Source organism: Streptomyces sp. NPDC001219, assembly GCF_053597915.1.
Window position 1 is genome coordinate 113,765 of sequence record NZ_JBSFJF010000010.1, and the last position, 16,356, is coordinate 130,120.

A 16,356-nucleotide genomic window follows, 5' to 3' on the forward strand; every position below is an offset into this window, starting at 1 on the left:
CGGCTGACGGGGCGTCGGTCCGCCGGCCCCGTCAGCCCGCGGCCGTCGTCCCGCGGACGGCCGCCGCCGAGGCCGCGTGCCGCTCCAGGAAGCCGGCCACCGCGTCGCCGTGGTACGCCCGCAGGCTCCGGGCCGTGTCGTCGAGCATCGTCCGGATACGGGCCGAACGGACCTGCTCCAGCAGCGTCAGCACCCGGTCCCCGGCCGCGGCGGCCTCCTCGGCCTCCCCGCCGGCTGCCAGGTCACCGGCCAGCTCCGCGGTGAACAGGGCGATGTTGCGGGTGAAGTGGGCATCCTGCAGCGCCACCGCCCGGCGCGCGTGCTCCGCGGCGCGCCCCGCCTCACCCAGGGCCGACCAGCACTGCGCCTCCAGGCCCGCCAGTTCGGCCTCGCCGTAGAACGTCATCCACTCCGGGTCGCCGTCCCGCGGCCCGCCAGCGAACAGCCGCTCGGCCCGCGCCAGCGCCTCCTCGCAGCCGGTGCGGTCGGCCAGCCCCGCCCAGCCGCCCGCCTCCCGCAGCGCCAGCAGCGACAGCAGCCGCGGCGAGGCCAGATGCTTGGCGGCCTGCTGCGCGGCCTGCGCGGCCCGCACCGCCTCGCGCGGCCGGCCGGCGTCGCGCGCCAGGAAGGCCGTGTTGCAGAAGGCGTGCGCCTCCAGGGCGGCGTCACCGCAGACCCGGGCGGTGGCCAGCGCCTCGGCGTAGTGCGAGCGGGCGTCGTCGAAGCGGCCCGAGTCATGGGCCAGCCAGCCCACGGTGATGGCGAGTTCCCCCGCCCCGGTGTGCAGCCGGTCGGACACCGATCTGCGCTGCACGCCCGCGTCCAGCAACTCGTAGGCGGCGCGCAGCGGCTGGGTGGCGCGGCGGTAGATGCCCTCCGCGCCGTGCCGGTCGTCCAGCAGCCGGATGTGGCGGACGGCCTCCTCGACGGCGGCGGCCTCGGCGGCCCCGGGCCGGCCGGTGGCGGGGGCGCGCGGGCCCGGCACATGGGCGGCCGCCGCGGCGGCGGCCGCCTCGATGGGATGCAGCGCGGCGAAGCCCAGGGCTGCTGCCGGGCCGCCGGTGATGAACGCGCGACGCAGCACGTCGCTCTCCTCGCAGATCTGGATACGGGTATCGCGGTGGTCGGGTTCGGTTGCCAGGGGCGCGGCGCCGACCGCCGCCGTACGCGCCCCCCGCCCGCGCACCGCCTCGCGCGGCGCGAAGCCCATGTCGGGCAGCGTCAGCCCGGGGAACATGTGCCGGAACACGCGCTCATAGGCGTAGTTCGGGCACCGGATCTCCCCGGACTCGACGCGGCCCACATAGCGGGCGTCGCACGAGACCTGTTCGCCGATCTCACGGGCGGACCGTCGGACCGCCGCCGCGAACTCGCCCGGTGACAGCCGGCCGCGCAGCTGTCGGAAAGCGAGGTTCGGACGGGCGGGTACGGTGCGGGACGACGCTGAACTAGCTGCTGGCGACGCCATGGCGGACCCTCTCCGTGCCCTTTCCGTGCCATCAGGTGGCGTTGCCGCCTCCTGGCGGTGCGGCGGGAAGACCGTACCGGCTGTGATGGCTCCGATACGCACAGTTTGGCTACAAATCGGATATCTCGCGCGTGATCTGCCATGAACTGCCATCCTTTGCAGCGTTACGCCGCCGTAGCTGTTGACACGTCCGGCCGTTGAAGTCGGTGTAAAGGGTCGGGCAGGTACAGGAGGAGGGGTTCTCCGTGTGGGAGACCGGCGTGAGCAGGGGCGGCAACGGGTCCGCGGGCCAGGCCGGCGGCCGTCGGCAGGCCGTCGTGGCCGGGGCGCCGGCGGTACCGGCCCAGGCGTGTGACCTCGTCACGGTGCCGGCCCGGCAGGGGCTGGAGGCCGTGGACATCCTCCGGCTGCGGGACGGTGTCGGCCCGGTGTTGCACGACGGCGCCTGCGACACCCTCGGCTTTCTGGTGCCGGCCGGCACGGCGGACGGCTGGGACGTGCCGGGCAGCGCCTGTACCCAGACCTCCGGGCGGGGGATCGCGCTGGGCGCGCTGTGCGAGGAGCACGAAGGCGCCCCGGCGGAGCCGCCGGTGACCGGCACCGGCTGGCTGGTGCCCCCGGAGGGCGCGGGCGCCGTCGCCACCGATCCGGCCGTCCTGCGCGCGGCGCTCGGCGAGGCGGCCCGCACGATCGAGGCCGTCGACCGCTGCCAGTGACAGCGCCCGGTCCGCGGCCGCGGACGGAAGGGGCCGCCCGGCCGGTGCCGGGCGGCCCCTTCGTACGGGCGGCCTCCTGAGGGTTCGTCAGTGCGCGGCCGGGGTGCTGTCGCGGGCCGGGCGGGGGATGGTGGTGGCGCGGCGGCGGTCGCCGAGGCGCCGCTGTACGCCGCGCAGCAGCCGCGCCGCGGTGAAGCCCGCACCGTGCACGAAGCGCATCGACGGGCCGAACGACGGCGCGGTCAGCATCCCCGCGAAGAACAGTCCGGGCCAGGACGACTCGAAGCCGGCGCTCAGCTCGGGCGCCCGGCTGCCGCCCACCGTCCGCAGTGTGGTGCGCACCTGGGGGTGCAGCAGCCGCAGCCGCCCCAGGTCCGGGGTGAAGCCGGTGGCCGCCACCACGTGCTGGGCGTCGACGGTCTCGGAACCGCCGTCCGTATGGGTGAGATGGAGCCGCACCCCGCCCTCGTGGGGAGTCGCCGCCCGGACCCGGTGGCTCAGCAGGACCGGCACCGCCGGCTCGAAGCGCTCCCGCAGCCACCACGCGCCCGCCGGGGCCGGCGCGTTCTCCGCGAGGTGCACCCGGGTCCCCGGCGGCAGCCGGCGTACCGCCCCGGGCAGCTCCGACCACAGCCAGCTCGGCCAGCCGGTGCCGAGCCCGGAGTGCGGGTCGCGCAGCGCGCGCAGCCGACCGCGCTCCAGCGGCGGCGGCGCGGTCCGCCAGCGCAGCCGGTCGGCGCGGGCCACGAGCCGGGGCCTGGCGCCCTGTTCGGCCAGCAGGGTCGCGGTCTCCAGCGCGGACTGCCCGGAGCCGATCACGGCCACGTCCTGGTCGTGGAAGCGGCGCAGATCGCGGTGGTCGCTGCTGTGCGAGGCCAGCTCGGGGGGCAGTTCGAGCAGCGGCCAGGGGCGGTTGGCGAACGGCGGCATCCCGAGGGCGAGCACCACCGTCCGGGCCGCGATCTGCTCACCGCCGTCCGTCTCGACGTGGAAGCCGTCGCCGTCCGGGCGGACGGCGGTGACGGTGACCTCCTCGGTCCGCGGCGCCGCCCGTTCGCCGAACCAGCTGCCGTACGCGGCGAAGGTGGCGGCCGGCAGCGGGACGCCGTGCTCGGCGGTCAGCTCGTGGGCGGCGCAGTACTCGGCCAGGGTGTGACCGCCGGCCGGGGCGGAGAGAGCGGTGGCCCAGGGCTCGGACGTGAGGAGCATGCCGTCGGGCATGTGGTCGCGCCACGAGGCCATCGGCCGGCCCAGGACCCGCAGCCGCAGGCCGGCCGCCGCCGCGTGCGCGGCGATCGAGAGTCCGTAGGGGCCGGCGCCCACCACGACGAGGTCGTACATGGAAGTTCCCTGCGCTTTCTGTGGGTGCGGTGCGGGGGCGTGGGGCCCGTCCCCGGTCGGCCGGACCGCCGGCTACCGGTTCGAGAGGGGGGACGGGTCCGGCGACCGGGACGGGTCCGGCAGTGACACGCTCGCCGGGGGGAGCGCGGACGCCCGGCCCTGCGGGGGCGGGACCGCCGCCGGGCTCCCGTGCCGGGCCGGGGCGCCGGCCATGGCCTGCTCGTACACGGACAGCAGGGCCTCGGCGCTGCGGGTGATGTCGTAGCGCCGCACCACCGGCGGGACCGGCAGCCGGTCCGGCCCCCGGCGCCGCAGCTCCCGCAGGGCGGTGGCCAGTTCATGGACGTTGAGGCCGAAGTGGCGGGCGCCGGGGGCCTGGTCGGCAGGCAGTTCGTCGACGGCCGGGCAGCTGCCGTAGAGCACGTGCAGCCCGGACGCGAGCGCCTCCAGGACGGCCAGGCCGAACGCCTCGTCCGGGGAGGGCGAGACGAAGACGTCGATGGCCGAGAGCAGACCGGGGATGTCGGGCCCGGGGGTGCCCCGGCCGTCGGTGGCCACGTCGACCGCGCCGTCGCGCTCGCCCAGCAGATGGATACGGTCGCCCGAACCGAACTGCTGCGCCATCCGCCGCAGCATCTCCCGCTCCGGCCCCGCACCCGCCAACAGCAGGTGCACTCCGGGGAGTTGGGTCACGGCGCGGACCAGGACGTCGAACCGCTTGCCGGGTACCAGCCGCCCGGCGCCGCCGACCACGAAGGCGTCCAGCGGCAGCCCCAGCCGGGTCCGCACCAGCGCCCGCGCCGCCGGATCGAAACCGAAGCGGTGCGCCTCGATGCCGTTGGGCACCACATGAATCCGCTCCTCCGGCACGCCCCAGCGGCGCAGCCGGGCGCCCACGGTGTCCGAGACGGCGACCGTGGCCGTCCCCAGCCGTTCGGTGGCCCGGTAGAGCGTGCGGACGCCGCGGGTCAGCCGGCGGCCCTCGATGACCGCGTCGCCCAGGGAGTGCTCGGTGGCGACCACGGCCCGTACACCGGCCAGCCGGGCGGCGACCCGGCCGTAGACGCAGGCCCGGTAGAGGTGGGTGTGCACCAGGTCGTAGCCGCCGTCGCGGATCAGCCGGGTGAGGCGGGGGAGCGCGGTCAGGTCACGGTTGCCGGTCATGCCGAGGTGGCCGACGGGGGTGCCGTCGGCCGCGATGCCCTCGGCGACCGGGCCCTGACCGGTCAGGCTGAGGACCTCGCAGGGCACGGGGAGCCGGCGCAGCAGCAGCCGCAGCTGCTGTTCGGCGCCGCCCACGTCGAGGTCTGTGATCACGTGCAGAACCTTCACCGGATGCCTCCAGAGGTAGCGGCCGGGGTCGTGGTCCGGTCGGGGGGCAGGGCACGGCGCCGCAGCGGGTGCCGGGCGCGGTCGGGCGGGCCCGGTGGCCTCCGGGCGTGGTCGCCGCCGGGACCGCCCGGCGGTGCGGACCGGCCCGGCGGTACGGGCACCGCGGCGGGGCGGCCGTGGCGGCGGCCCGGCGGCGCGCCGGTGCTCACCGGCCCTCCAGCCGCACCACGGAGACCACGGTGCGCAGCAGGATCAGCAGGTCCTGCCGCAGCGACCAGCTGTCGATGTAGAGGTTGTCGAAGCGGGCCCGGTCCTCGACGGAGGTGTCGCCGCGCAGCCGGTGCACCTGGGCCAGGCCGGTCATGCCGGGCGGCATGCGGTACCGGGCGCCGTACTCCGGGCAGGTCCGCAGGAACCGCTCGACGAAGAAGGGGCGTTCCGGCCGCGGCCCGACCAGGCTCATCTCCCCGCGCAGCACGTTCCACAGCTGCGGCAGCTCATCCAGCGAGCTGCGCCGCAGCAGCCGCCCGACCCGGCTCATCCGGGCCTCGTCCGCCAGGCTCCACCGCGTCGCCGCCTCGTGTGCGTCCCGCGGCTGCCAGGTGCGGAACTTCAGCAGGGTGAAGCCGCGGCCCCCCTGCCCGAGGCGTTCCTGACGGAAGAGCACGCCGGGCCCGACGGCGAGCCGCACCGCGAGGGCGCAGCCCAGCAGCACCGGGGCCAGGACCACCAGCGCCGAAGCGGCCAGCGTGACGTCCAGCAGCCGCTTGCCGCCCCCGCCGTGCCGCGGCGGGGCGGTGTCCAGGCGCCGGAAGGCGAAGCCCCACAGATGGTCGGTGCCCGCCTGCGGTGACCGGCCCTCGCGGGCGGCCGCCGCGCCGGCCAGCCAGACGGCCGAGCCCTGGTCGACGAAGCGGCGCAGCAGCGCGGCGGTGTGCGGATCGCCGTACGGCGGAAGGGTGAACACCACGTCCCGCACGGTGTTGCGGATGACGGCCCGGGTGACGTCCTGCGCGGAGCTCAGCCGCGGCAGCGGCGGTCCGGCGGGGGCGGCGGTGGCGCCGGGACCGCCGTCCGGGAGCGACGCCGGGACGACCACGCCGACCGGGCGCATCCCGAACCCGGGGCGGGCCTGCAGGACGGCGGCGAGCTGCCCGGCCACCGGGTCGCTGCCGACGATCAGCGTGGCGCGCGGGCGCCGCCGGGCGGCCAGCCGGCGGGCCCGGTGCACCGCGGCCCGGCCGCCGCAGAGCAGCGCGGTGTGCACCGCCACCGCACCCGCCGGAAGGCCCGGCGGCAGCGCCTGCCCCGGGTGGACGGCGGCGAGCACCCCGGCCGCCGCGCACCAGCAGACGGCGGACCGGGCCAGCAGCGTCGGCAGGCCGGTCAGCACGCTGGGGGCGGGGCCGGGACGGTAGAGACCGGCGTGCGCGTGCAGCAGCAGCGGTCCCGCCAGCAGGAGGCCGAGCGCGGCCGGCGGCGTCGCGATGCCGAGGACGAGCAGCGCGGTGGCCAGGGTGGCCAGCGCGTCGGCGGCCAGCAGCGGGGCGACGGCCCGCTGCCGTACGCCGCGGCCGGGCCGGGGCGGGGGAAGGGTGTCCCGCCCCGGCGCGCGGGACGGCCGGACCGCGGCCGCCGGGCGGGGGACCGCCGGCGGGGACGGGACCGGGGCGGGGCGGTGCGCGTCCGCGCTCTCCGTCGTCATCGGCTGATCCGCTCTCCGTCTCCGGGTACGGCGGGAATTCCGGGTGCGCCGCTCAGCGCCCGGTATCGGTCTGGACGAAGAGCGCGCCGAGCAGATATCCGGGTTTGCCGGTGGTGAAGCGGAAAGCGAGCCGGTCGCCGCCGGAGTGCAGTGCGGGCGTGATGTCGAATACGTCGGAATCAAATCCGAGGGTGTTCCGGTAAGCGGGCCACCGAAGCGTCGCCCGGCCGAAATCAGTGACCGTAGAATTCATCACATCATTCGCCGGATTGGCCGCATCGCGCACCGTGTGTGCACGGTGGACACCGGCCCGGACGGAGAGCGTGTCCTTTCCGCTGCCCCGGTCTCCGTCGTATGCCACCACGCCCGCGCGGCCCCGGGAATTCACCGGAATGCCGTGTCCGGACAGCCGTACCGAAAGTTCCCTGCGGTCCGCGTCCAGCGACTGGAAGCCGTCCCAGAGCGCGATTCTGCGCAGCGGCTGTTTTGCGTTCTCGTACGCGGCCACCAATGTCCAGCCGCCCCAGAGACCGGCCGCCGAACGGCCCGTTGCCTGCTGTGTCCGCGCCACCGTGTAGGCGCCGCCGCCGCTGCTCCGCACCAGTTCGGTGACCTCGGCGGACGCCTGGAATCCGGCGGCGGCGGAGTGCGGGCGGTGCCCGGTCAGGGTGTCGGCGTGCACCTCGCGGTACCGGCCGCCCGGCCCGGCGATCAGCGCCCTGCTGTGCTCCCCGGCGGTCCGCTGCCCGCCGCCCCGCAGGCTGCCGCCCCAGTACAGCCGGGCGTAGCGCACCCGGGAACCGGCCGGGAGGCGCAGGGTGGCGCTGCTGGAGCTGTCGGTGCGGGCGTCGGCGTCGACGTCGATGGCGGCCATCCGGTACTGGCCGTTGTTGCCGGCGCCGCCCTGCTGGGCCGCCGCGCACGGAGTGGTTTTGCGGCCGGCCGCCGTTCTGCAGGTGACCGAGGAGTTGGCGGCGCGGGCGATACCGCCGTGCAGAGTGGCGTGATAGCGCTCGGCGAAGGGAATTCGGGCGGATTCAGCGGATTCAGTGGTCGCCGGTGCGGCCACCGCCGAGGACAGTGCGGCCGACAATGCCAGGGAGACCAGTGTGCATACGACGCCGCGCCCGGTGCGGTCCAGCGACTTCCGCATGTCTTCCTCTCCGACTTCAATCAGTCAAACAGGAGAGCACTCTGACAGAAATCATCCCGGAAACCGCGACAGGCACGCCGGACCCCGGCCGGGGGCGGCCATTCGGTGGAATGCGGGAGTTTGTATTGCCCGGTGGTTACTGCCATAAGGGCTAAGGATTTCCCGGAAGAGGGAACGCCCGCATCCCTGCCTCATTTCGCTCGTTGTGACCGGTTGCCCCATTCGCGAACTGAAAGGAGAATGGGATGAAGCGGTTTGTTACGACCGCCGCGATGACTGCGGCCAGCTGTGCCATGGTTCTGGGTGGCGCAGGCATCGCATCTGCTGGGGACCACGGCCGTCACGATCGTGGCGACCACTACCGCCACGACCACCGCGGTTTGTACAACCACCGCAGTGGTGCCAACGCGGCGGGCTTTGCCGCGGGTTCCCCGGGCATCCTCAGCGGCAACAATGTCCAGGTTCCGATCAACATCCCGATCAACGTCTGCGGCAACAGCCTCAACGTCGCCGCGCTGCTGAACCCGGCGTTCGGGAACGTCTGCCTCAACCGGTGACCCGCCCGCCGGTCCGGAAGTCATCGGGCCGGCACGGGTCATGATGTGCAGTTGGCGGATCGCCCTGACCTCGGTCGGGTGGTCCGCCACTCTGCTCCGTACTCCCACCTCCCCGGCCCTCCGGGGCCCGCTATCGCGCTGACCAGCGGATACGGCATCCCGGGCACCGGCCATACTGGGGGCATGGCGAAGAGCAGACGCGGGCGCGGCGGCGCGGAGTCCGTCACCGGACCGGTGGACGGCGGGGTCGCCGAGCTACGGCCCGACCGGGACCGGCCGCGCGGCTGGACGCTGCTGATCGACGGTGCCCCGCAGTCCCATGTGGACCTCGACGACCCGGCGTTCCTGGACTTCCCCTATCAGCGGCGGCTCGGGCACGTCGCCGACCTGGCCGGACCGCCCGGCAAACCGCTGCGCGTCGTCCACCTCGGCGGCGGCGCCCTGACCCTGGCCCGCTACGTCGCGGCGACCCGCCCGCGGTCCACCCAGCAGGCCGTCGAGATCGACGCGGCCCTCGTCCAGCTCGTCCGCCGGCAGCTGCCGTGGGACAGCGGCTGGCGGATACGGGTGCGCGGCGGCGACGCCCGCGCCGGTCTGGCGAAGATCCCGGACGGCTGGGCGGACCTGGTCATCGCCGATGTCTTCGCCGGCGCCCGCACGCCCGCGCATCTGACCAGCACCGAGTTCGTGACGGAGATCCACCGGGCGCTGCGGCCCGGCGGGTTCTACGCGGCGAACCTCGCCGACGGGCCGCCGCTGCGGTTTCTGCGTGGCCAGATCGCCACCGTCGGCACGGTCTTCCCCGAGCTGTGTCTGACCGCCGACCCGGCCGTGCTGCGCGGCAGGCGCTTCGGGAACGCGGTGCTGCTGGCCGCCGACGGGGAGCTGCCGGTGGCCGAGCTGACCCGGCGGGCGGCGACCGATCCGCAGTCCGGCCGGGTCGAACACGGCCGCGCGCTGCGGGACTTCACCGGTGGCGCGGCCCCGGTCACCGACGCCACGGCCACCGCCTCACCCGCCCCGCCGTCCGACGCCTTCGACTGACGCCGTACGCCCGGCCGTTCGTGACCGGGCCGCGCGCGGGCGGCCTCAGGTCGCCTGGTTGCTGGTCTGCACGGTCGGCGGATGGCCGTTCCAGGTGCAGATCACGGAGGTGTGGGCGCCGCCGCCGGTGAAGTCCACCCGCAGCCACCCCACCTGCTTCCACACCTGCATCTCCCAGCCGGAGTTCGGCGTCGCCGACACCAGCTCGGCGGACCGCTCGTCCATGTCGATGACCACCCGGCCGCCCGCCGTGGAGTAGCTCTTGACGTGGCCGTCGGCGGGCGGGGCGGTGCCGTCCGGCCGGTCGGTGGACGGGTTGTGGGGGTGGGCGGAGCCGGTGTGCGACGGCGTGGCCGGGGACGACGGCGCCCGGTCGCGGGGCGTGCCGCGGCCGGGCGGGGAGGACGGCTTGGGGCGGTGGGTGGAGGAGACGCGCGGGGTGGCGCGGTCGTCCGACTGCCGTTCCGAGGCGGCCACTTGGTCGGTCAGCGGCAGGGCGCGCGGCGCGTCGTACATCGTGCCGGACAGCACGGTGTGCACCCCGAACCACGACAGGGCGACCGCGGCGCCGGTCGCCAGCGTCCAGGCCGCCGCGTGAACCAGTCCTCGTTGCATTGGGCTCATACTGCACCACCGGGCCGCCCGCACGCAGCCCGGGCCGGAAGCCGCGGACCGCACCGCACCGCTGTCAACCCCGGGCCGGTGAGGTCGCTTGAATGGCGTACGGTGCCGCCCATGGCAAGTGTGCTCGTGGTCGAGGACGACCAGTTCGTACGCTCGGCCCTCATCCGGCATCTGACCGAGGCCTCCCATACGGTACGCAGCGTCGGTACCGCCCTGGAGGCGCTGCGCGAGGTGGCACACGTCGGCTTCGACGTCGTCATTCTCGACCTCGGACTGCCCGATCTGGACGGGGGCGAGGCGCTCAAGATGCTTCGCGGAATCACCGATGTCCCAGTGATCATCGCCACAGCCCGGGACGACGAGGCGGACATCGTACGGCTGTTGAACGACGGCGCCGACGACTACCTCACCAAGCCGTTCTCCGTCGAGCACCTCTCGGCCCGGATGGCGGCCGTCCTGCGCCGCTCCCGGGCCGCGGCGGCCGGCGCGGAACCGCCCTCACGGGTGATCCGGGTCGGCGGCCTGTCCATCGACCCGCTGCGCCGGCAGGCCGAACTCGACGGCGCCGCCCTCGACTTGACCCGCCGTGAGTTCGACCTGCTGGCCTTCCTCGCCGGGCGGCCGGGCGTGGTCGTCCCCCGCAGGGAACTCCTCGCCGAGGTCTGGCAGCAGTCCTACGGCGACGACCAGACCATCGACGTCCATCTGTCCTGGCTGCGCCGCAAGCTGGGCGAGACCGCGGCGAAGCCGCGTTACCTGCACACCCTGCGGGGCGTCGGGGTGAAGCTGGAGCCGCCACGGTGAAGGCCACGGGTGAGGCCGCCGGGCCGCACACGACGGAGCGAGCCGCACCTCCGCGCCTCGTGGGCGCAGCGGCGAAGGACGGCGCACAGTGAGATGGGCACTGGTCAAGGTGGCGCTGGCGGTCACCACCATGGTCGTGGTCGCGTTCGCCGTCCCCCTCGGACTGGTCGTCAAGGAGCTGGCCCGCGACCGCGCCTACACCAACGCCGAGCGGCAGGCCGCCACCATCGGCCCGGTCCTGGCCATCACCACCGACCGCGGCCAGCTCGAACGCGCGGTGGCCAGCGCCGAGACCGGCTCCGGCGGGCGGATCGGCGTACACGTCCCGGCGGGCGGCAAGCACGACACCGCCGCCGAGATCGGCTCCCGGCGCGCCCCGCAGGCCGATGTCGCGGCCGCCGTCAAGCTGGGCCGGGCCTCCATCTCCCCGGTCCCCGGCGGCACCTCGCTGCTCCAGCCGACGGCGGTCGCCTCCGGCATCGCCGTCGTCGAGGTGTTCGTTCCCGACGAGGCGCTCACCCGCGGCGTCGACACCTCCTGGCTGGTGCTGGCCGGGGTCGGTCTGGCACTGGTCATCGGCTCGGTCGCGGTCGCCGACCGGCTCGGCACCCGCATGGTGCGGCCCGCCGAACGGCTGGCGGGCGCCGCCCACGACCTCGGCAAGGGCCGGCTCGGCGTCCGCGTCCCGGAGGACGGCCCCACGGAACTGCGCGAGGCGGCCGCCGCGTTCAACTCCATGGCCGACCAGGTCGTCCAACTGCTCGCCAACGAACGGGAGCTGGCCGCCGACCTCTCGCACCGGCTGCGCACCCCGCTGACCGTGCTCCGCCTCAACGCCGCCTCGCTCGGCGACACCCCGGCCGCCGAGCAGACCCGCTCCGCCGTCGAGCAGCTGGAGCGCGAGGTGGACCAGATCATCCGCACCGCCCGGGAGCAGAAGGCCCAGACCCGGCAGGCGGCCGCCGCGGCCGGCTGTGACGCCGCCGAGGTGATCCGCGAGCGGATGGAGTTCTGGTCGGCGCTCGCCGAGGACGAGGGCCGCACGGTACGCGTCGCCGGCGCGGACCAGCCCGTCCGCATCCCCGTCGCCCGCCCCGACCTCGCCGCCGCCCTGGACGCGATGCTCGGCAACGTCTTCCGGCACACCCCCGAGGGCACCGCCTTCGCGGTCGACGTCCACAACGCCGAGGAGGCGGTGATCGTGCTGGTCTCGGACGCCGGGCCGGGCATCGCCGACCCGGACGCCGCGCTGCGCCGTGGCCACGGCGGGGGCGGGGCCGGCTCGACCGGACTCGGGCTGGACATCGTGCGCCGGCTGGCCGAGTCCACCGGCGGCGACGTACGCCTGGGCCGCTCGGTGCTCGGCGGCACCGAGGTACGCGTCTGGCTGGCGCTGGACGGCGGGGGCGCCCCGCGCGGCGGCGGGCGCGGCCACCGGCTGCGCCGCACCCTCCGCCCCCGGGGGCGGCGCGCCACCCGCACCGGGGCCTGAACGGGGCACATGCCAGGGGCTCTTAACCGCTCCCTTTCGCCGCCTTAAGGCGGACATAATTCCGCCAACTGCCGCTCCGTTCCTGGCTTTTGTCCGTTTCGCTGTCGCTAGCGTGCGGGACGCACCACGGTGCAACCCCCTCCCCCTCATGACGACAGGCAGGCACGCGATGACTCCCTCGGTACACCGCCGGCGCAAGAGCCGCACCACCCAGCTGATCGTGACCGGCGCGGCCGCCGCGGTCGCGGCCGGCGGCGCCTTCGCCCTCGGCGGTTCCGCCCTGGCCGCCAAGGCACCGCGGGCCGGGGGCACCCCCGCGAAGGCGGCGGCCGGCTTCGCCCCGTACGTCGACACCTCGCTCAGCCCGGCCTACGACCTGGCCGGCACCGCCAGGAAGACCGGGGTGAAGGAGTTCCACCTCGCCTTCGTCACCTCGGGCGGCGGCTGTGTGCCCAAGTGGGGCGGCGCGGGCGAGCTGGGTGACAACCCGGTGGCCCGGCAGATCCCCGCGCTGCGCAAGGCCGGCGGCGACGTCCGGGTCTCCTTCGGCGGCGCCAACGGCTCCGAACTCGGTCTGGCCTGCGGTTCCGCGGACGAGCTGGCCGCCGCGTACGGCAAGGTCATCGACCGGTTCAAGCTCACCAAGGCCGACTTCGACATCGAGGGCGGCGCCCTGCCCGACACCGCCGCCAACACCCGCCGCGCCCAGGCCATCGCCCAGCTCCAGAAGAAGCACCCCGGCCTGGACGTCTCCTTCACCCTGCCGGTCATGCCCGAGGGCCTGACCCAGGACGGGGTGAACCTGGTCGCCGACGCCAGGAAGAACGGTGTCAGGATCTCCGCCGTCAACATCATGGCGATGGACTACGGCCCCTCCTACAGCGGCGACATGGGCACCTACGCCACCCAGGCCGCCACGGCCACCCAGGGCCAGCTGAAGAAGGCCCTCCGCCTGAGCGACGCGGCGGCCTGGAAGACCGTCGCCGTGACCCCGATGATCGGCGTCAACGACGTCCAGGGCGAGGTCTTCAAGGCCGGCGACGCGACCCAGCTGGTGAAGTTCGCCAAGGACAAGCACCTGGCCTGGCTGTCGATGTGGTCCTCGACCCGTGACCAGGCCTGCCCGGGCGGCGCCGCCTCCTCCGCGCAGCCGACCTGCAGCTCCGTCGAGCAGAAGCCGCTGGACTTCACCAAGGCCTTCGCCGCCTACAAGGGCTGACCCCCACCGGACGGCCCGGTACCCCCTGCCCGGACCGTCCGCCCCAGGCGGGGCACAGCGGGTTCCCCCCCCCACCCGCTGGGCCCCGCCTTCCGCGTGCACGGCAGGCCCGTGAGCACGCTCACCCCGAAGATCACCGGCCCCATCCCCGGGCCCGTCGGCCGCCGCTCACCACCGCACCCTCACCTGTCGGAAATGCGCCATTGGTCCTCTTGGTGTTCCCGTTGGTTCCCCTGGCGTAAGGACATCCGCACATCGGCTGACGGGAAGCGGCGCTCCGCGAGCGGATGGCCGTCCCGGCCCCTCGCGCCAACCCCTTCTCCGCGCCGGCCCTCACCCCGACAAACGCCAAGGCCCCCGACCTGAGGTCGGGGGCCTTGAAGTGGGGTGAGTAACGGGACTTGAACCCGCGACATCCTGGACCACAACCAGGTGCTCTACCAGCTGAGCTATACCCACCATGACCGGTGCTGTGTGGTTCTTTTTCCCCACCGGCTGAGAAAAAGTGTACAGGGTCCGGAGGGGTGCTCGCGCCCAGGTTTTGTGTCCCGGGCCCGAGGGCGTGTCGTGCGGGTCACGGTCGGCCCGTGGGGGCCCGCACGACACACGCCCCGCGGGTCACTGCGGTGCGGACTGCGGCTCAGCAGGAAGGACGTGCTTGGCGGCGATGGCCTTCGCGGTGTCCGAGTCGGGGCCGGGCTGCGGCACGAAGACCGCCTCCCGGTAGTAGCGAAGCTCCGCGATGGACTCACGGATGTCCGCCAGCGCCCGGTGGTTGCCGTTCTTGTCCGGACTGTTGAAGTAGGCCCGCGGGAACCAGCGGCGGGCCAGTTCCTTCACGGACGAGACATCGACGATCCGGTAGTGGAGGTAGCTCTCCAGGGTCGGCATGTCACGCAGCAGGAAGCCACGATCGGTGCCGACGGAGTTGCCGCACAGCGGCGCCTTCCCCGGCTCGGGCACATGCTCCTTGATGTAGGCGAGCACCTGCGCCTCGGCCGCCTCCAGCGTGGTGCCGCCGTCCAGCTCCGTCAGCAGCCCGGAGGCGGTGTGCATCTGCCGCACCACCTCCGGCATGGTGCCGAGTGCGCCGGCCGGGGGGCGGATCACCACATCCACCCCGTCGCCCAGCACATTCAGCTCCGAGTCGGTGACCAGGGCGGCCACCTCGATGAGCGCGTCATTCGCCAGCGAGAGACCGGTCATCTCGCAGTCGATCCACACCATGCGATCGTTCATACATCTCACCCTACGGGGCGCTCCCGCTGTCCGGGCAGCACGGGGCGGCCCGGACCCCGGCCGACCGGGGATTCCGGCATCCGGGAGGCGTAGGCGTCCGACTGCGGTTTGCCCGCTTCGGCCGCTTCCGCGGTCGCGAGGCCGTGGCCGGCCAGCGCGGCGGCGTACCGCTCCCCGTTGCCGGCGCCCAGCATGGCCCGCTCGCGCTCCGGCCGCTCGGCACGCTCCGGTCTGAGCGCGGGCTCGGCCCCGTTCTGCGGCCGGCGCGCACGGTAGGCCGCCCGGTAGGCGGCGGGCGAGGCGCCCAGCTGCCGCCGGAAGTGGCCGCGCAGGGCGACCGGCGAACGGAACCCGCAGCGCCCGGCGACCTCGTCCACCGAATAGTCGGAGGTCTCCAGCAGCCGCTGGGCCTGCAGCACCCGCTGAGTGATCAGCCACTGCAGCGGAGCGCTCCCGGTCAGGGAACGGAAGCGCCGGTCGAAGGTGCGCCGGCTCATGTACGCGCGGGCGGCCAGCGTCTCCACGTCGAACTGCTCGTGGAGGTGTTCCAGCGCCCAGGCGACGACCTCGGCGAGCGGGTCGGCGCCGATCTCTTCAGGTAATGACCTGTCCAGGTAGCGCTGGTGTCCCATGTCGGACGCGGTGCGGCGGGGCGGCACGACGAGCCGGCGGGCCAGCGCGTTCGCGGCGTCCGCGCCGTGGTCGGTGCGCACGATGTGCAGACACAGGTCGATACCGGCCGCCGTCCCCGCGGAGGTGAGCACGTCGCCGTCGTCGACGAAGAGCTCACGGGGGTCCACATGGACGGACGGGTAACGCTTGGCGAGCGTCGGTGCGTACATCCAATGGGTGGTGGCCGGGCGGCCGTCGAGCAGTCCGGCCGCGGCGAGGACGAACGCCCCCGTGCACAACCCGACGATTCTGGCGCCCTCTTCGTGCGCCCGGCGCAGCGCGTCGAGCGCGGCGGGCGGCGGGGCCTGGGTGATGGATCGCCAGGCCGGCACGACGACCGTCCCGGCACGGGAGATCGCCTCCAGCCCGTAGGGGGCCGACAGTTCGAGCCCCCCGGTCGTGCGCAAAGGTGCATCTTCGCCCGCGCACACAAGCAGCCGGTACCGCGGAACGCCGGCGTCCTGTCGGTCGATGCCGAAGACCGAGAGCGGAATGGAGCTCTCGAAAATGGGGCCGCCGCTGAAGAGGAGCACCGCGACTATTTCGCGGCGTCGTCGGGCGGCGAGCTTGCGTGCGGCATCTGGTACGGCAGCGGAGTCCTGGCTCATGGCACTTAAGCCCCCCTCGGTCGTCTCGCCCTCTCGGTCCTGCACAGTTCCCCCGCCATTGCTACCAAGATCGAATCTACTGTGTTCCGTGAGGATGGAGTGCCAAGTTCACCACCCGCTGGTATGTCGATATGGCAACTTGGCGCGAAGCATTCGATCACGAAGCGTTCCACTCGTCGGGCCTACATGGGAAGTACGCGTCTCGGCTCTGCCCGTTCGCAGTAGGGCACAACCATGCCCAGCGGTCCTTTCCTCCCTGCTCACACCAGGGTTGGGCGGTGCCACGGGCAAGGTGGGGACCTCGGCCGGAAGTTGGCTGAAAACGGTCGCGCGCAGGGTTGCCGGTGCCTCAATCGACCGGCGTACGCCCACCGGAATGCCT

General features: G+C 74.2%; 13 protein-coding genes, 1 tRNA gene and 1 pseudogene. 6 read left to right on the forward strand and 9 right to left on the reverse strand.

The window, feature by feature from the left end; genetic code table 11:
- Positions 1-31: 31 nt before the first annotated feature.
- Complete coding sequence (locus tag ACWC9R_RS09125; protein WP_450729814.1) at positions 32-1,468, reverse strand: tetratricopeptide repeat protein; 1,437 nt, start codon at positions 1,466-1,468, stop codon at positions 32-34.
- A 245-nt stretch (positions 1,469-1,713) separates the two neighbouring features.
- On the opposite strand from ACWC9R_RS09125, the gene ACWC9R_RS09130 reads away from it, so the two are divergent.
- Positions 1,714-2,184: a hypothetical protein gene (locus ACWC9R_RS09130; RefSeq protein WP_450729816.1), complete on the forward strand. Its 471-nt coding sequence runs from the start codon at positions 1,714-1,716 to the stop codon at positions 2,182-2,184.
- Between the two features lie 87 nt (positions 2,185-2,271).
- Here the strand turns inward: ACWC9R_RS09130 and ACWC9R_RS09135 are convergent, their stop codons facing one another.
- From ACWC9R_RS09135 to ACWC9R_RS09150, 4 genes are all read right to left on the reverse strand, one after another.
- Positions 2,272-3,525 carry an NAD(P)-binding domain-containing protein gene (locus tag ACWC9R_RS09135; RefSeq protein ID WP_450729818.1) on the reverse strand — a complete coding sequence of 418 codons (1,254 nt, stop codon included), beginning with the start codon at positions 3,523-3,525 and terminating at the stop codon, positions 2,272-2,274.
- Between the two features lie 72 nt (positions 3,526-3,597).
- The gene (locus tag ACWC9R_RS09140; RefSeq protein WP_450729820.1) at positions 3,598-4,857 is read right to left on the reverse strand and encodes a glycosyltransferase; all 1,260 of its coding nucleotides are present in this window, start codon (positions 4,855-4,857) and stop codon (positions 3,598-3,600) included.
- Between the two features lie 205 nt (positions 4,858-5,062).
- Entirely contained in the window at positions 5,063-6,562 is a 1,500-nt protein-coding gene (locus tag ACWC9R_RS09145; RefSeq protein WP_450729822.1) for an exopolysaccharide biosynthesis polyprenyl glycosylphosphotransferase, read from the reverse strand.
- Positions 6,563-6,614: 52 nt separating this feature from the next.
- Positions 6,615-7,715, reverse strand: a complete 1,101-nt coding sequence (locus ACWC9R_RS09150; protein ID WP_450729824.1) for a hypothetical protein — start codon at positions 7,713-7,715, stop codon at positions 6,615-6,617.
- Between the two features lie 245 nt (positions 7,716-7,960).
- On the opposite strand from ACWC9R_RS09150, the gene ACWC9R_RS09155 reads away from it, so the two are divergent.
- Both ACWC9R_RS09155 and ACWC9R_RS09160 read left to right on the forward strand, forming a co-directional pair.
- On the forward strand, positions 7,961-8,272 hold the full coding sequence (locus ACWC9R_RS09155; RefSeq protein WP_362605187.1) for a chaplin: 312 nt from the start codon (positions 7,961-7,963) through the stop codon (positions 8,270-8,272).
- A gap of 183 nt (positions 8,273-8,455) precedes the next feature.
- Complete coding sequence (locus ACWC9R_RS09160; RefSeq protein WP_450729826.1) at positions 8,456-9,316, forward strand: spermidine synthase; 861 nt, start codon at positions 8,456-8,458, stop codon at positions 9,314-9,316.
- 45 nt (positions 9,317-9,361) lie between these two features.
- Here the strand turns inward: ACWC9R_RS09160 and ACWC9R_RS09165 are convergent, their stop codons facing one another.
- On the reverse strand, positions 9,362-9,931 hold the full coding sequence (locus ACWC9R_RS09165; protein WP_450729828.1) for a hypothetical protein: 570 nt from the start codon (positions 9,929-9,931) through the stop codon (positions 9,362-9,364).
- Positions 9,932-10,051: 120 nt separating this feature from the next.
- On the opposite strand from ACWC9R_RS09165, the gene ACWC9R_RS09170 reads away from it, so the two are divergent.
- From ACWC9R_RS09170 to ACWC9R_RS09180, 3 genes and pseudogenes are all read left to right on the forward strand, one after another.
- Entirely contained in the window at positions 10,052-10,744 is a 693-nt protein-coding gene (locus ACWC9R_RS09170) for a response regulator transcription factor (RefSeq protein WP_362605193.1), read from the forward strand.
- 88 nt (positions 10,745-10,832) lie between these two features.
- Positions 10,833-12,236, forward strand: a complete 1,404-nt coding sequence (locus ACWC9R_RS09175; protein WP_450729830.1) for a sensor histidine kinase — start codon at positions 10,833-10,835, stop codon at positions 12,234-12,236.
- Between the two features lie 325 nt (positions 12,237-12,561).
- A pseudogene (locus ACWC9R_RS09180) lies at positions 12,562-13,455 on the forward strand (chitinase); the annotation flags it as partial.
- 383 nt (positions 13,456-13,838) lie between these two features.
- Here ACWC9R_RS09180 and ACWC9R_RS09185 read toward each other — a convergent pair.
- From ACWC9R_RS09185 to ACWC9R_RS09195, 3 genes are all read right to left on the reverse strand, one after another.
- A tRNA-His gene (locus tag ACWC9R_RS09185) sits at positions 13,839-13,914 on the reverse strand.
- Between the two features lie 159 nt (positions 13,915-14,073).
- Positions 14,074-14,694, reverse strand: a complete 621-nt coding sequence (gene orn / locus ACWC9R_RS09190) for an oligoribonuclease (RefSeq protein WP_450729832.1) — start codon at positions 14,692-14,694, stop codon at positions 14,074-14,076.
- A 5-nt stretch (positions 14,695-14,699) separates the two neighbouring features.
- On the reverse strand, positions 14,700-15,974 hold the full coding sequence (locus ACWC9R_RS09195; RefSeq protein ID WP_450729834.1) for a GlxA family transcriptional regulator: 1,275 nt from the start codon (positions 15,972-15,974) through the stop codon (positions 14,700-14,702).
- Positions 15,975-16,356: the final 382 nt, after the last annotated feature.

Coding starts and splice junctions, on each gene's coding strand:
- ACWC9R_RS09125 (WP_450729814.1), bottom strand. CDS start 1,468: ATGGCGTCGCCAGCAGCTAGTTCAGCGTCGTCCCGCACCGTACCCGCC.
- ACWC9R_RS09150 (WP_450729824.1), bottom strand. CDS start 7,715: ATGCGGAAGTCGCTGGACCGCACCGGGCGCGGCGTCGTATGCACACTG.
- ACWC9R_RS09155 (WP_362605187.1), top strand. CDS start 7,961: ATGAAGCGGTTTGTTACGACCGCCGCGATGACTGCGGCCAGCTGTGCC.
- ACWC9R_RS09195 (WP_450729834.1), bottom strand. CDS start 15,974: ATGAGCCAGGACTCCGCTGCCGTACCAGATGCCGCACGCAAGCTCGCC.
- ACWC9R_RS09135 (WP_450729818.1), bottom strand. CDS start 3,525: ATGTACGACCTCGTCGTGGTGGGCGCCGGCCCCTACGGACTCTCGATC.
- ACWC9R_RS09160 (WP_450729826.1), top strand. CDS start 8,456: ATGGCGAAGAGCAGACGCGGGCGCGGCGGCGCGGAGTCCGTCACCGGA.
- ACWC9R_RS09165 (WP_450729828.1), bottom strand. CDS start 9,931: ATGCAACGAGGACTGGTTCACGCGGCGGCCTGGACGCTGGCGACCGGC.
- ACWC9R_RS09170 (WP_362605193.1), top strand. CDS start 10,052: ATGGCAAGTGTGCTCGTGGTCGAGGACGACCAGTTCGTACGCTCGGCC.
- orn (WP_450729832.1), bottom strand. CDS start 14,694: ATGAACGATCGCATGGTGTGGATCGACTGCGAGATGACCGGTCTCTCG.
- ACWC9R_RS09145 (WP_450729822.1), bottom strand. CDS start 6,562: ATGACGACGGAGAGCGCGGACGCGCACCGCCCCGCCCCGGTCCCGTCC.